Source organism: Polaromonas sp., assembly GCF_041689105.1.
Taxonomy (GTDB): domain Bacteria; phylum Pseudomonadota; class Gammaproteobacteria; order Burkholderiales; family Burkholderiaceae_C; genus Polaromonas.
The window spans coordinates 1-13904 of sequence record NZ_JBDNGU010000211.1 but is presented as its reverse complement, the minus strand read 5'-3'; the positions used below and the strand labels follow the sequence as shown (position 1 = coordinate 13904).

Sequence of the window (13904 nt, the reverse complement as noted above, 5' to 3'; positions counted from 1 at the left end):
TCGTTTGTGTTCTGGGGCTGGCAGGCGGTGATTGTGGCGGCGGCCATCAGCCTGCCGCTGGGCTACACCTCGGGCAAGGAATACGCCGAACTCGAATGGCCAATTGACATCCTGATCACCCTGGTCTGGGTCGCCTACGCCATTGTTTTCTTCGGCACCATCGGGACCCGCAAGGTCCGCCACATTTACGTGGCCAACTGGTTCTACGCCTCTTTCATCATCGCGGTGGCACTGCTGCACATCGTGAACAGCGCGGCGATTCCCGCAGGCTGGATGAAAAGCTACTCTGCCTATGCCGGCGTGCAGGATGCGATGGTCCAGTGGTGGTACGGCCACAATGCCGTCGGCTTTCTGCTCACCGCAGGTTTCCTCGGCATGATGTATTACTACATTCCCAAGCAGGCGGGCCGCCCGGTGTATTCGTACCGCTTGTCCATTGTTCACTTCTGGGCGCTGATCTTCACCTACATGTGGGCTGGCCCGCACCACCTGCACTACACCGCGCTGCCTGACTGGACCCAGTCCATCGGCATGGTGTTCTCGCTGATCCTGCTGGCGCCCAGCTGGGGCGGCATGATCAACGGCATCATGACGCTGTCGGGTGCCTGGCACAAGCTGCGCACCGACCCTATCCTGCGTTTTCTGATCGTGTCGCTGTCTTTCTACGGCATGGCGACCTTCGAGGGGCCGATGATGTCGATCAAGACGGTCAACGCGCTGAGCCATTACACCGACTGGACTGTGGGCCACGTGCATGCCGGCGCGCTGGGCTGGGTCGGGCTCATCACCATGGGCTCGCTGTATTACCTGATCCCGCGCATGTATGGCCGCACCGAGATGTACAGCGTCAAGGCGATTGAACTGCACTTCTGGGTGTCCACCATTGGTATCGTGTTGTATATCGCGGCCATGTGGATTGCCGGTGTCATGCAGGGCCTGATGTGGCGCGCGGTCAACGCCGACGGAACGTTGACCTACACCTTCGTCCAGGGTGTCAAGGCCACCTACCCCTACTACGTGGTGCGCCTGGTTGGCGGCCTGCTTTACCTGGGCGGCATGCTGGTCATGGCCTGGAATGTCTGGATGACGGTACTCTCTGGCCGGACAGCCGACGCGCCTATTCCGCTGCCTGCCGCTGCCCACGCCTGATATGTACCACCCCCCCACGAAGCGCCTTCGGCGCCTCCCCCTCATGGGGCGCCACCAGCAGCCCGGCAAAGCCGGCTCTGCGGTGGCCCGCCGCAAGTGCAACTGATAGGAAAACCCATGTCTGAGCCACATACAAAAACAAAAGGCTTCTCGCACGAGAAGATAGAAACCAACAACTTCCTGATGATCGTGCTGATTCTGATCGTCCTCGCCATCGGTGGCCTGGTGGAAATCGTGCCGCTGTTCTTCCAGAAGTCCACCACGCAGCCTATTACTGGTATGTTGCCGCCCACCCCCATGCAGGTACTGGGCCGCGACATTTACGTGCGTGAAGGCTGCTACAACTGCCACTCGCAGATGATCCGTCCGTTTCGCGCCGAGACACTGCGCTACGGCCACTACTCGGTCGCGGGCGAGTTCGTGTATGACCACCCCTTCCAGTGGGGCAGCAAACGCACCGGGCCGGACCTGCACCGCGTGGGCGGCAAGTACAGCGACGAGTGGCAGCGTATTCACCTGATCAATCCGCGCGACCTGGTGCCCGAGTCCAACATGCCGGCCTACCCCTGGCTGGAGAAAGCGCCATTAAGTGGGGCCGAGGCCGCGACCCACATGCGTGCACTGCGCAAGGTGGGCGTGCCCTTCACCGACGAACAGATCGCCGCCGCCCCCGCCGAGGTCGCCGGAAAAACCGAGATGGATGCACTGGTGGCTTACCTGCAGTCCCTCGGACTCGCACTGAAATAAGGAGATCACGCATGGACGTCACCACATTGCGCATCGCGGCCACGCTGGCCTCATTTTTTACCTTTATCGGCATTTTGGTCTGGGCCTGGTCGCGAAAAAACGCGAAAAGCTTTGACGAGGCGGCCCGCCTACCGTTTGAGCAGGACTGAGCAAGCACCATGAGCGACTTTATCAACGGCTTCTGGTCGTACTACGTTCTGGTGTTGACCCTGGCCAGCATTCTCGGCTGCATTCTGCTGCTCTGGTTGACGGCGCGCGGGCAAACGCCGGCGGGTACCGACAACACCACCGGCCATGTATGGGACGAGGACTTGCGCGAGGCGAACAACCCCATGCCCCGCTGGTGGGTGGGCCTGTTTGTGCTGACTATTATTTTCAGCCTGGGCTATCTGGTGGCTTATCCGGGACTCGGCAGCTTCAAGGGTGCGCTTGGGTGGAGCACGCAGCAGGAGTATGCCAAAGACATCGCCAGCGCGAACCGCGAGCTGGAGCCGGTCTACGCCGCGTACGCCGCCATGCCCGCCGAAAAGCTGGCGGGCGATCCAAAGGCCATGGCCATTGGTGAGCGGCTTTTTCTGAACAATTGTGCGCAATGTCACGGTTCGGATGCGCGTGGCAGCAAAGGCTTTCCGAATCTGACCGACCAGGACTGGTTGTACGGCGGCTCACCGGAAAAAATCAGCGAGACCATTCACAAGGGCCGCATTGGTGTCATGCCGCCCATGGCTGCAGCGGTCGGTACGCCAGACGACGTGAAAAACGTGGCCAACTATGTACTTAGCCTGTCGGGTAGTCCGCATGACTCACTGCGCGCGGGCCTTGGCAAAGGCAAATTCGGCGCCTGCGCAGCTTGCCACGGTGTGGGTGGCGTTGGCAACCCGGCGCTGGGGGCGCCCAACCTCAGTGACAAGGTGTGGCTGCATGGGTACGGGCAGGAAGCCATCATCTCCATCATCAATACTGGCAAGACCAACCAGATGCCGCCGCAGCAGGGCCGGTTGACCGATGCGCAGATTCATGTGCTGGTGTCTTATGTGTGGGGTTTGTCCAGCAAGCCGGCCAGGCCCTGACCTCCGCGATTGACCCGCCCCCATGCCCGAGGCACCGCTTCCCGTTCGCAAAGTCATTCCCATCGCAGTGGTGGAAGAGCCGGGGGACGGTGCGCTTTATGCCGCGCACAAAAAAATCTATCCGCGCAGTGTGCGGGGAATTTTTGCGCGCTGGCGCTGGGCCATGGTGTTTCTGACCCAGCTGGTGTTTTATGGCCTGCCATGGGTTGAGTGGGGGCAGCGCCAGTCGGTGCTGTTTGATATTGGCGCGCGCCGCTTCTATATCTTTGGTCTGGTGCTGTACCCGCAGGACCTGATTTACCTGACCGGCCTGCTGGTGGTTTCGGCGCTGGCGCTGTTTCTGTTCACGGCCGTGGCCGGTCGCCTGTGGTGCGGCTACACCTGTCCGCAGACGGTTTACACCGAAATTTTCATGTGGGTGGAGCACAAGATAGAAGGCAACCGGATTGCCCGCATGCGGCTTGACCAGGGCGCCTTTTCTGCCGAAAAGCTGTTCAAGAAATGGTTCAAGCACGTCGTCTGGATCGGCATTGCCATGTGGACCGGCTTCACCTTTGTGGGCTACTTTTCGCCGATCCGCGAACTGGGCATTGATTTTTTGCAGATGCGCGTGGGTTCATGGGAAGTGTTCTGGGTATTTTTCTACGGCTTCGCAACGTATGGCAACGCGGGTTTCATGCGTGAGCAAGTCTGCAAGTACATGTGCCCGTACGCACGTTTTCAGGGTGCGATGTTTGACCGCGACACGCTGATTGTGAGTTATGACACGTTGCGCGGCGAACCGCGTGGTTTGCATGCCAAAGGCAGCGACGCGCGGGCACAGGGGCTGGGCGACTGTATCGACTGCTCACTGTGTGTACAGGTGTGCCCGACCGGTATCGACATCCGGGACGGCCTGCAGTACGAATGTATTGGTTGTGGATTGTGCATTGATGCCTGCAACACCGTCATGGACCGCATGGACACGCCGCGCGGGCTGATCCGGTATGCCACACAAAACAGCATGGCGGGCCGCTGGTCGCCGCGTCAGGTGTTGCGCCGCGTACTGCGGCCCCGGGTGCTGCTTTATACCGCTGTGCTGACCGCGCTGTGTATCGGCCTGCTGGCCAGCCTGGTGGTGCGTACACCGCTGAAGGTGGACGTCGTGCGTGACCGCACCTCGTTGGCCCGCATCGCCGAGGGTGGGCAACTCGAAAACGTTTACCGGCTGCAGATCATGAACGCCACCGAGCAGTTGCAACGCTACCGCATTGAAGCCAGCGGCTTGCCAGGTTTGAGTATTTTCCCGCTGGAGCCGGTAGAGGTGGAAGCGGCCCAATCGCGCTGGGTCGCGGTGCGCCTGCAGCTCCCCTACGGCAGCGCGTCGGCTGGTTCACATGCCGTGCAGATTGATGTTTCTTCCACCAGCGGCAGTGCGCGGGTGTCGGAAAAAGCTGCTTTCCTCGTACCCCGTTGATCTAACTGGCATGCCGACACGCCAACCCAAATTGTGAAATTAATGCGCCATGCCAGTACCCTCACCCCGGCCCTCTCCCATAAGTCGGCGAGGGTGAGAAGCGTCGCTTCGCGAATTTCGCGTTGTTAATAGGAGCCAAGATGCAAACTGACAAATCCCTGGAGCCGGGCGCACCGTGGTGGACCTTTCCGCTGGTATGGATGGTCATCGCCGGACCAGCCATCGTGGTGGTGGCGGGCTTTGTCACACTTTGGCTGGCTATGCGGGCGCCCGACCCGCTGGTGGCCGAGGACTACTACCGGCGCGGGCTGGAGATCAACAAGACGCTGGCCACCCAGGACAAGGCGTTGATGCCGGCTGTACAGGGCCGCAACCATGCGGCCACGCCGACGGCTGAGCAAGCCGGTCGTTGAAGGGAGTCACCATGCGCAAGCAAAAATTGATGTGGGTTGCATGGCCAGCTTTTCTGACGGCCTGCGGGCTCGAGCTGCTGGTTTTCGCGCTGATTGACCCGCAGGACCTGCATTGGTCAGGGCAGCCGCTCGGTTGGTCGCGGCAGGCTGTTTATACCGCTGCCTTTTTCGCCTTCTGGGGTATTTGTATGGTTTCAAGCATGCTGACCGTCATGCTGTCCAGCTCGTCCGCAGAGCTTAACCAGAGCGGCCTGTCGCGCGATAGCCGAGGCGACGTCTCACCGCCTTAGTCTTACTCAGCCGCAATGGCACAGCTTGCTACACTGTGCCATGCTTTTTTCTCCCCCGGGCAGTCTGGACGCTACCTCTCTGCAAAGCCACCCCGGTGATGCTGCAGCGCTGCTGGGCGGGCTGCTCGATTCGGCCATGGACGGCATCATCACGGTGGACCATGCGCAACGCATTGTGCTTTACAACCGCGCTGCGGAAAAGCTTTTTGGCTGGCCCAGGGACCAGGTGCTGGGCCAATCGCTGGACCGGTTGATGCCGGTACGGTTTCAGCGCGGGCATGCCGAACACATTCGCCGCTTTGCCACCACCGGGGTGACCTCCAGGCGCATGGGCGACGGCACTGTGATTCACGGTTTGCGCGCCAGCGGGGAAGAATTTCCCATGGATGCCTCCATTTCCCAGCTGAATACGGCCGACGGCAAGCTTTACACGGTGATTCTGCGCGACGTGACCGAGCGGGTACGGGCGCAGGAAGAGCGCAGTGCTTTTGCCGCCGCCGTCAACGCTGTGCGCGAGGAAGAAAAAACCCGCGTGGCGCGCGAGCTGCACGATGAGCTGGCGCAGTCGCTGACGGCGTTGAAAATGGACACCATGTGGCTGCGTGACCAAGCTGCCGGCGCCCCTGCCCACAGCAAACTGACCGAGATGCTGGCGATGCTGGACCACACCATTGCAGCGACCCGGCGCATTGCCTCCGACCTTCGCCCGCTGCTGCTGGATGACCTGGGTCTGGTGCCCGCCATGGAATGGCTGGTTCACAGTTTCGTACAACGAACCGCAGTGGCATGTGAGCTTTCAGCCGATGAAGCCCTGGAACTGCATGAACCGTATGCCACGGCGGTGTTTCGTATCGTTCAGGAAGCGCTGGCCAATGTGGCCAAGCATGCTGGAGCCTCCGAAGTCAACATCACGATTGAACGTTTGCCGGGGCGAGTTTCGCTGGCTGTGCGCGACAACGGGCGCGGGTTCGCCACCGGCGCGCCTCGCCAGCCGCACTCGCTGGGCCTGATGGGACTGCGCGAGCGGGCCGTGCTCCTGAAGGGGCATGTGGTGATCGACAGCGAACCGGGTTGCGGCACCTGCGTCAAGGTTGACATTCCCTTGCCCGACGGGGGTACCGGGTCGTGATCAGAATCGTCATTGCCGACGACCACGCGATCGTGCGTGAGGGGCTCAAACGCATCGTCTCGTCGGTGGAGGACATGCAGGTGACGGGGGAGGCCGCTGACGGTACCGAGGTCATGCAGCGCGTGCGTGATCTCAGCTTCGACGTGTTGATGCTGGACCTGTCGATGCCGGGACGCAGCGGCATGGAGCTGATCAAGCTGGTACATGCCGAGAAACCCAAGCTGCGTATTCTGGTGCTCAGCATGCACCAGGAGCTGCAGTACGCGGTGCGAGCCATCAAGTCGGGCGCCAGTGGTTACCTGACCAAGGAGAGCGCGCCTTCGCTGCTGGAGCAGGCGATCCGAAAACTGGCAGACGGTGGTGCCTTTATCAGTGCCGAGGTTGCAGAGCAGCTGGCCCTCGGCGCCATGCCCGGTGGCGAAGGCTTGCCGCACGATCGCCTGTCCAGCCGGGAGTTTGAGGTGTTTCGCCTGCTGGTGGCCGGCACCTCCGTGACCGGCATCGCCGACCGTCTCAAGCTGTCCGTCAAGACCATCAGTACCCACAAGGCCAATCTGATGCAGAAGATGGCGCTGCACAACCAGAGCGAGCTGCTGCGCTATGCGCTCAAGCACGGCTTGACCGATCCGTTGTAGCGCCGGGTTTGCGTCGCGGAGGTCTTTCGCCTCAGACAATTCTCAGGCGCGTTCGGTTGGGCAACAAGGGCCGATTCGGATTTGTCCTACGCCCAGGTTCGGACGACGCCTATGGCAAGTCGCTCTTTCCCCGGTCACAGTCATGACATGCTTGGTCGCAAACCTACCGTCAAAGTTTTTCTCGCCGACGATTCGGCCTTGATCCGCGACCGCGTCGCGCAGATACTGAGCGCCGACGCGATGACCGTCGTCGGTCAGGCCGAAACGCCCCAGGACTCGATCGACGGCATTTTGGCGGTCCGCCCCGATGTGGTGGTGCTCGATGTGCAGCTCGAAGGGGGGACTGGCCTGCAGGTGCTGCGCGCCGTGCGCCAGGTCGATCCGGGTATTGCCTTTGTCGTCTTCAGCAACAACGTCGGCCCGGCCTACCGCAAACGCTACCTGAGCGCGGGTGTCGAGCGCTTTCTCGACAAGAGTTCCGAATCCGATCAACTCGCGCAGGCTGTTGCAACCGCATCGCTGCATGCCCTGCATTGAAGACCACCGATCCAACAAGGAGAAAAACCATGCCCTTCGCTGCCCCTAGCGCTTGTGCCGCCCCCATTAGCATCGTGCCGCGTCAGGCGCAGGTCCACGCAGTGCCTGTCGCGCCGCTGCAAACCCATTGTTCAAGCTGCCATTTGCGTGACCTTTGTCTGCCCTGCGGGATGACAGGCGGCGATGTCGAGCGTCTGGACAGCCTGATGTTCGGCCGGCGCAAGGTCGCGGCTGGTCAGACACTCTACCGGGAAGGTGAGCGCTTTCAGTCTATTTACGCGGTGCGCAGCGGGACCTTCAAGTCGGGCCTCACGCTGGCCGACGGACGCGAGCAGGTCAGTGGCTTTTACATGGCGGGCGAACTGCTGGGCCTGGACGGTGTGGCCCATGGCGCGCATGCCAGCAGCACCACGGCGATTGAAGACGCCGAGGTCTGCTCCATTCCCTACTCCCGCTTTACCGAGATGGCGGCAGCCAATTCAGGCATGCAGCATGTAGTCAGTCGCCTGATGAGCCGCGAGATCGTGCGTGAGCACAGCCTGATGGTGTTGCTGGGAAGCATGAACGCCGAGGAGCGACTGGCGGCCTTTTTGCTCAATTTATCCCAGCGGCTGAAGGCGCGCGGTTACTCGTCCACCGAATTCCACCTGAGAATGACGCGCGCCGAGATCGGAAGTTATCTCGGCATGACGCTGGAGACCGTGAGCCGGACGTTTTCGGCCTTTCAACAGCAACGCCTTCTGGAAGTCGACAAGCGGCATATCCGCATCATTGACCTTGACGGCCTGAACCGCTCTTTCACGTCGCGTGTGCACTGAACGCCTTGTTGGCGGGATCATGGAGGGCGTGATGATCGCCCAGGGAGATTCGTGATGACCTCACCGCGTGAATGGGAATGCCTGGACCTCCGTAAAACTGTCAGCTTGAACGAGCTGTCAATGGCCAGCGGCATGAGCACGGCGGAACTGGATGAACTGGTGGACTATGGTGCGCTGATGCCGCTGGAGTCTGCACAGCCCGGGCCTGTTTTCAGTGCCGAATACGCGAAACCCCTGAGCAAGGCCTGCAGGCTGCGCACGGATTTCCACCTGGACATTTTCACGGTGGGCCTGTTGCTGGGTTACCTAACCCGCATTGAAGTGCTTGAGCGGCAGGCGCGCGCCCGGCTTCCGGTGTAACAGCAGGGAGGGCGCAAGGGGTCGCCGCGCTACCGTGCTGCCCCTCTGCAGGGTACGCTCAGTCCGGATTCTCCTGACCGAAAGCTGCATGCGTACTCAGAAACACCTTGCCCTCCAGGCGCCGACCGAGTTCGGTTGAGCTTACCCTGTCCCAGACCGGGCCCTTGACCTCGGCCAGGCAGAGCGCGATACCGCGGGCAGCCAGACTGCGTTCAAGCTGGGTCAGCACACCCAGCGCGGTACTGTCGATCTGGTTCACGGCCGAGCAGATCAGCAGCAGGCGCCGCACCGATGCATCCTGGGCCAGAAGCGCCTCAATTCTGTCTTCCAGTACGGTCGCGTTGGCAAAAATCAGGCTTTCATCAACGCGCAAGGCGAGCAGGCCAGGGACGGTTTGCACCTGGTGCCGTGCGATGTTGCGAAAGTGTTCGGTGCCAGGCACCCGCCCGACCACGGCCATGTGCGGGTGGCTGCTGCGCCACACCAGCACCGCCAGCGATAGCGACACGCCTGTCAGGACGCCCACTTCGACACCCATGCTCACCACGCCCAACGCGGTGGCCACCAGCGACAAGGCATCGGCGCGGTCGTAGTGCCATGCCTCTTTCAGTGTGTGCAGATCAATCAGCGAGGTCACCGCCACGATGATGGTGGCAGCCAGCACGGCGTGTGGCAGGTAATAAAACAGGCCTGTCATGACCGAGATCACCAGCGCCATCAGGGCTGCCGATATCACACCTGCGAGCGGGGTATGCGCGCCGGCGGCGAAATTTACCACCGAGCGCGCGAAACCGCCGGTCACCGGGTAGCCGCCTGACAGTGCACTGGCCAGGTTGGCCGCGCCCAGGCCGAGCAACTCGCGATTGGGCTGGATACGTTGTTGGCGCTTGAGCGCCAGAGACTGCGCTACTGAGACACTTTCGACAAACCCGATCAGTGTGATGAGCAGAGCCGGCAACCACAGCTGCCCCAGCGCGGACAGGCCGGGCAGTTGCAGGTTCAAGTGCGGCAGACCTTGTGGAACCGCGCCCACTATACGCACACCAGCGGATTCATGCAGTCCGAAAAAGGCCACGATGGCGGTAGATGCGATGACGGCCACCATGGGTGCAAGTTTGGCCATCAGTTCTGCTGTCTTGGTCGCTATGCCCAGCCGAGTCAGTACCGGCGCCAGATAGCGCCGGGACGCCAGCAAAAAAATCAGACTGGCCGCGCCGAGAGCCAACGTGGCCGGCTGGGTCTGCGGCAAGGCTTTGGCCAGTCCTCTGAGGGTTTCGAGCACGTCAGAACCTGCCACCTGGACGCCAAGAATGTGCTTGAGCTGGCCCACCGCAATCAATACGGCTGAGCCGGTGATGAAGCCGCTGATGACAGGATGACTAAGAAAATGGGCGAGGAAGCCCAGGCGCAAGGCGCCAAAAGCCAGCAGCATGACGCCCGAGATCAGCGCCAACTGGGCAGCCAATGTGACGTATTCGGCTGACCCGGCGGCAGCCAGAGGTTGCAAGGCGCTGGCGGTCATCAAAGACGCCACTGCGACCGGGCCCACCGCCAGCGTCATGCTGGACCCCAGAAAAGCGTAAGCCACGATCGGCAGGATGCTGGCATACAGCCCCACTTCGGGCGGCAAGCCGGCCAGCATGGCATAGGCCAGGCTCTGGGGAATGAGCATGACCGTGACAATCAGGCCGGCGGTCAGGTCACCTGCCAGCCAGGCAGGGCGGTAGGCACGAAGCCAGGCAGGCAGGTAGTTCATGAATGACCTTGGTAACGGCTGGCTCAGACTGTTCTGGCGCGCTTTGTCAGGCGGGGCCCTGAGACAGGGTGTAAAGCTGGGCGGATCGTGCGCCCGACCGGCAGAAGGCCAGCACGGGAGCGGGCGCGGTGTTCAGCGCTTCACGCATGGCGTGCACCTGCTCCGGCGTGATGGCACCCGAGATCACCGGCAAATACACATAGTGCATACCCGCCGCCTGAGCAGCCTGCCCGATGTCGCGGCTCAGCGCCTGAGCGCTGCCACCTTCGCCGTCCGGCCGGTTGTTGATCACGCATGCGAAGCCTCGCTCAGCCATGTCGGCCATGTCGCCGGGTTGAAGTTGTCCTGCGACCGAGAAGGACGCATTGAGAGAACGGGTAGCTGGCATTTTGTGGGCTGAATGCAGTTTTTTAGGGTCACTCACACGGCGATCCCTCCACTCAAAAATCGCCATGCCGGCCAGCATGGCCAGCACAAAAACGGTCGCCTTGGGCTCGCCCCCGCCCAGCGACACAAGGGCCGGGCCGGGACAAAAGCCGGCCAGCCCCCAGCCTGCACCGAACAGCAGGCTGCCCGCCAGCAAGCGCTTGTCGATGTCACGCGAGCTGGGCAGTTGCAGGGCACCACCCAGAAATGTGGTGGTCCGCTTTTTGGCCAGCGCAAACGCGAACACGCCAACAAGAATGGCACCGCCCATGACCAGCGCCAGGGAGGGATCCCATGCGCCAGCCAGGTCCAGAAAGCCGATGACCTTGCCAGGGTTTGTCATGCCGGAAAGGATGAGGCCGATGCCGAAGAGCAGCCCGACCGCGAATTCAGAGATACGATGTTTCATGGATTTTCCTTGCAGCCAGGGATTAGCCGGCCAGCGCGTGGCGCGCCAGATAGACGGTGATAAATCCTGCGCCCATGAAGGCCAGCGTGGCCACCAGGGAGCGCGGAGACAGGCGCGACAGACCGCAGACGCCGTGACCGCTGGTGCAACCCGAGCCGAAGCGCGTGCCCACACCCACCAGCAGCCCTGCGATGACCAGCGTGACCCAGCCGGCGTCTATGCGCACGGCGGCAGGACCGGCCAACAGCAGATAGAGCAGCGGCGCGACCAGCATGCCCAGCAAAAAGGCCAGGCGCCAGCCCACGTCGCCCGATTTGGGACGCAACAGCCCACCGATGATGCCGCTGATGCCCAGGATGCGACCATTGACCAGAATAAACATGGCCGAGGCCAGACCCAGCAGGATGCCACCGGCCAGCGAGGCCCAGGGCGTGAAGTTGTTCCAGTCAATGGTCATTTCTTTTTCCTTTTGGATGTGTTGCAAAACTGCTCATACAGGACGTTCATAACGGCCAGCGCCTCAGGGCTGTCGATCTGGTAATAAATGTTCTTGCTTTCGCGGCGGGTGCTGACGAGGCCTTCATCGCGCAGCACGCCCAGCTGTTGCGACAGCGTAGGCTGCACGATGCCAACCATCGCTTCCAGTTCGCCGACCCGCTGCTCGCCCTGAGCCAGCTGGCAAAGCAGCAACAGCCGCGCCGGGTTGGACAGTGCTTTCATCAGGCGGCTGGCTTCTTCTGCCGAGCTGCGTAACATGTCGATGTCCATGGTGGTTTCTGCCTGCATGGTGATAACGCTCCATATTTGATTTGATACAGGGCGAGTATATTGACAAATAATATATATGTCAATATAATATTAAAAATGACATCAACGACAAGGAGTAATTCATGACTGCAGCCGTACAGAGTTTTTTCGACCCCGCCACCTGGACGGTGAGTTATGTCGTCCATGAAAAAGAGGGGACGGCCTGCGCCATCATCGATTCGGTGCTGGACTACGACGCCAAGTCCGGACGTACCCGGACCACCTCGGCCGACAAGCTGGTCGAATTTGTGCAGGAGAACAAGTTGCGCGTGGACTGGATCCTCGAAACCCATGCCCATGCCGACCACCTGTCTGCGGCGCACTACCTGCGGAGCAAGCTGGGCGGAAAAATTGCCATCGGAGCGGCCATCACCGATGTTCAGAATGTGTTCAAGGACATTTTCAATCTCGAACCTGAGTTTCGCCCGGACGGCCACCAGTTTGACCACCTGCTGCGCGACGGCGAGATTTTTTCCATAGGCGCATTGACGGCCGAAGCCCTGTCGGTGCCAGGGCACACACCGGCGTGTATGGCTTTCCAGGTGGGTGACGCGGTTTTTGTCGGCGACACGCTGTTCATGCCAGACGTTGGTACGGCGCGCTGCGACTTTCCCGGTGGAGACGCGCACAGTCTGTACCGATCCACGCGCAAGCTGCTGAGCCTGCCGGCCGAGACGCGCCTGTTCATGTGTCACGACTATCCGCCCGAGGGGCGTGCCCCGTCGTGGGAGACCACTGTCGCCAGGCAGCGCGCTGGCAATATCCATGTGCACGATGGCGTCAGTGAAGAAGATTTTGTGCGCATGCGCACCGCGCGCGACGCCACGCTGGAAATGCCGGTGCTCATTTTGCCCTCGGTGCAGGTCAATATCCGCGCCGGCGAGATGCCACCCCCGGAAAACAATGGCGTGTCTTACCTGAAGATCCCGCTCAACGCACTGTGAGCATTGCAACCCATCAGCCGCGCCCAGACGCAGAAAGGCCGATACCATGAGTGACAAGCTGGTTCTGGTTCATCTCACACAAGAGAAGGACTACGCTTTCAAGGTCGCGTTTGAAGGTGGCGCGCCTGATCTGATGGTTGACGAGCCGCCGCCGCTAGGGAGCGCGACTGGCCCCTCGCCGGTGCAGCTGCTCACCGCAGCGGTTGGCAGTTGTCTGTCCGACTCCCTGCTTTTTGCCCTGCGCAAGTTCAAACAAAAACCCGAGCCGCTGCGTTGCGAGGTTCAGGCCGATGTGGGCCGCAACCCCGAGGGGCGCATGCGGGTACTGCGCATGAAAGCGGTGCTCACGCTTGGAGTTGCTGGCGACCGGCTTGAGCACCTGGACCGGGTGCTGGAGCAGTTCGAGGAATTTTGTACCGTCACCCAGAGTGTGCGCGCGGGCATCGAGGTGACCGTCGAGGTGTATGACGCGGGCGGTGTGCGCTTGAAATAGAAGCTTGCGCGCCCTTTCCCGGCCCGCCAGTTTCTGAAGTGACTCAGGCGCCGCGTCAGCAGCCATCATGAGAAGGCTCATGAGAGGGCGGTGTGGTGCACTCAGCGGCGCGGCGTCGGGCAGGAGTTGATGCCCAGCAAGCTGTAAAGAGGGCACATGCCGACAGCGCCAGTGACCAGCGGGATGACCCCGATGTAGCCCCACAACCCGACTGTGCCGGTGGCAGCCAGTCCAATCAGGACAAGCCCCACGATGACGCGCAGGCTGCGGTCCAGAACGCCTTCATTGGTTTTCATGATCAACTTCCTTTTCAGTTAAAAATTCGGGCTCTTCGTTAATTTCACTGTGAATTTTTCCTCACGCCCAACCCAAATCCAACTTACCGCAATGAAACAGAATTCTTGCCCGGTAGTTGGTGAAGCTGCGAAACCCACGGGCATTGGCCTTGATGAGCTGGATGGCGCT

The 13904-nt window shown here is 61.3% G+C and carries 20 protein-coding genes and 1 pseudogene; 14 read left to right on the top strand and 7 right to left on the bottom strand.

All coding sequences use genetic code 11. The features are described 5' to 3' along the window. The 12 genes from ccoN to ACESMT_RS20515 form a co-directional block, all read left to right on the top strand. Window positions 1–1149: cytochrome-c oxidase, cbb3-type subunit I (ccoN, locus tag ACESMT_RS20570; RefSeq protein WP_372828455.1), on the top strand; the 1149-nt coding region annotated here is incomplete at its 5' end. Window positions 1150–1266: 117 nt separating this feature from the next. Next, complete coding sequence (gene ccoO, locus ACESMT_RS20565; RefSeq protein WP_372828454.1) at window positions 1267–1896, top strand: cytochrome-c oxidase, cbb3-type subunit II; 630 nt, start codon at window positions 1267–1269, stop codon at window positions 1894–1896. An 11-nt stretch (window positions 1897–1907) separates the two neighbouring features. After that, window positions 1908–2045, top strand: a complete 138-nt coding sequence (locus ACESMT_RS20560) for a cbb3-type cytochrome oxidase subunit 3 (protein ID WP_372828453.1) — start codon at window positions 1908–1910, stop codon at window positions 2043–2045. A 9-nt stretch (window positions 2046–2054) separates the two neighbouring features. Beyond that, window positions 2055–2966 (top strand): cytochrome-c oxidase, cbb3-type subunit III, encoded by a 912-nt coding sequence (gene ccoP, locus ACESMT_RS20555; RefSeq protein WP_372828452.1) that lies wholly within the window; start codon window positions 2055–2057, stop codon window positions 2964–2966. Window positions 2967–2988: 22 nt separating this feature from the next. Next, window positions 2989–4422: a cytochrome c oxidase accessory protein CcoG gene (gene ccoG, locus ACESMT_RS20550; RefSeq protein WP_372828451.1), complete on the top strand. Its 1434-nt coding sequence runs from the start codon at window positions 2989–2991 to the stop codon at window positions 4420–4422. 140 nt (window positions 4423–4562) lie between these two features. Next, the gene (locus ACESMT_RS20545) at window positions 4563–4835 is read left to right on the top strand and encodes a FixH family protein (RefSeq protein WP_372828450.1); all 273 of its coding nucleotides are present in this window, start codon (window positions 4563–4565) and stop codon (window positions 4833–4835) included. Between the two features lie 11 nt (window positions 4836–4846). Next, the gene (locus tag ACESMT_RS20540; protein ID WP_372828449.1) at window positions 4847–5125 is read left to right on the top strand and encodes a hypothetical protein; all 279 of its coding nucleotides are present in this window, start codon (window positions 4847–4849) and stop codon (window positions 5123–5125) included. 40 nt (window positions 5126–5165) lie between these two features. Continuing rightward, the gene (locus ACESMT_RS20535; protein ID WP_372828448.1) at window positions 5166–6254 is read left to right on the top strand and encodes a PAS domain-containing sensor histidine kinase; all 1089 of its coding nucleotides are present in this window, start codon (window positions 5166–5168) and stop codon (window positions 6252–6254) included. Further along, window positions 6251–6889: a response regulator gene (locus ACESMT_RS20530; protein ID WP_372828447.1), complete on the top strand. Its 639-nt coding sequence runs from the start codon at window positions 6251–6253 to the stop codon at window positions 6887–6889. The genes ACESMT_RS20535 and ACESMT_RS20530 overlap by 4 nt, the downstream gene beginning before the upstream one ends. Window positions 6890–7036: 147 nt before the next feature. Next, complete coding sequence (locus ACESMT_RS20525) at window positions 7037–7426, top strand: response regulator transcription factor (protein ID WP_372828446.1); 390 nt, start codon at window positions 7037–7039, stop codon at window positions 7424–7426. Between the two features lie 29 nt (window positions 7427–7455). Next, window positions 7456–8244 (top strand): helix-turn-helix domain-containing protein, encoded by a 789-nt coding sequence (locus ACESMT_RS20520; protein WP_372828445.1) that lies wholly within the window; start codon window positions 7456–7458, stop codon window positions 8242–8244. A gap of 105 nt (window positions 8245–8349) precedes the next feature. Then, complete coding sequence (locus ACESMT_RS20515) at window positions 8350–8604, top strand: chaperone modulator CbpM (RefSeq protein WP_372828444.1); 255 nt, start codon at window positions 8350–8352, stop codon at window positions 8602–8604. Window positions 8605–8662: 58 nt separating this feature from the next. On the opposite strand, the gene ACESMT_RS20510 is transcribed toward ACESMT_RS20515, so the two are convergent. The 5 genes and pseudogenes from ACESMT_RS20510 to ACESMT_RS20490 form a co-directional block, all read right to left on the bottom strand. Continuing rightward, the gene (locus ACESMT_RS20510; protein WP_372828443.1) at window positions 8663–10360 is read right to left on the bottom strand and encodes a SulP family inorganic anion transporter; all 1698 of its coding nucleotides are present in this window, start codon (window positions 10358–10360) and stop codon (window positions 8663–8665) included. A 46-nt stretch (window positions 10361–10406) separates the two neighbouring features. Further along, window positions 10407–10748 (bottom strand): TIGR01244 family sulfur transferase, encoded by a 342-nt coding sequence (locus ACESMT_RS20505; protein WP_372828456.1) that lies wholly within the window; start codon window positions 10746–10748, stop codon window positions 10407–10409. Window positions 10749–10787: 39 nt separating this feature from the next. Further along, window positions 10788–11195, bottom strand: a pseudogene (locus tag ACESMT_RS20500) (DUF6691 family protein); the annotation flags it as partial. A gap of 22 nt (window positions 11196–11217) precedes the next feature. Continuing rightward, on the bottom strand, window positions 11218–11652 hold the full coding sequence (locus ACESMT_RS20495) for a YeeE/YedE family protein (protein WP_372828442.1): 435 nt from the start codon (window positions 11650–11652) through the stop codon (window positions 11218–11220). Further along, entirely contained in the window at window positions 11649–11981 is a 333-nt protein-coding gene (locus tag ACESMT_RS20490; RefSeq protein WP_372828441.1) for an ArsR/SmtB family transcription factor, read from the bottom strand. The genes ACESMT_RS20495 and ACESMT_RS20490 overlap by 4 nt, the downstream gene beginning before the upstream one ends. 104 nt (window positions 11982–12085) lie before the next feature. On the opposite strand from ACESMT_RS20490, the gene ACESMT_RS20485 reads away from it, so the two are divergent. After that, a complete protein-coding gene (locus tag ACESMT_RS20485; protein ID WP_372828440.1) occupies window positions 12086–12946 on the top strand; it encodes an MBL fold metallo-hydrolase in 861 nt (286 codons plus the stop codon). 46 nt (window positions 12947–12992) lie between these two features. Beyond that, window positions 12993–13439, top strand: coding sequence for an OsmC family protein (locus tag ACESMT_RS20480; RefSeq protein ID WP_372828439.1), 447 nt, complete (start codon window positions 12993–12995; stop codon window positions 13437–13439). A gap of 101 nt (window positions 13440–13540) precedes the next feature. Here ACESMT_RS20480 and ACESMT_RS20475 read toward each other — a convergent pair whose 3' ends face one another. Both ACESMT_RS20475 and ACESMT_RS20470 read right to left on the bottom strand, forming a co-directional pair. Continuing rightward, window positions 13541–13735, bottom strand: coding sequence for a DUF2892 domain-containing protein (locus ACESMT_RS20475; protein ID WP_372828438.1), 195 nt, complete (start codon window positions 13733–13735; stop codon window positions 13541–13543). 61 nt (window positions 13736–13796) lie between these two features. Then, window positions 13797–13904: transposase (locus ACESMT_RS20470; RefSeq protein WP_372824689.1), on the bottom strand; the 108-nt coding region annotated here is incomplete at its 5' end.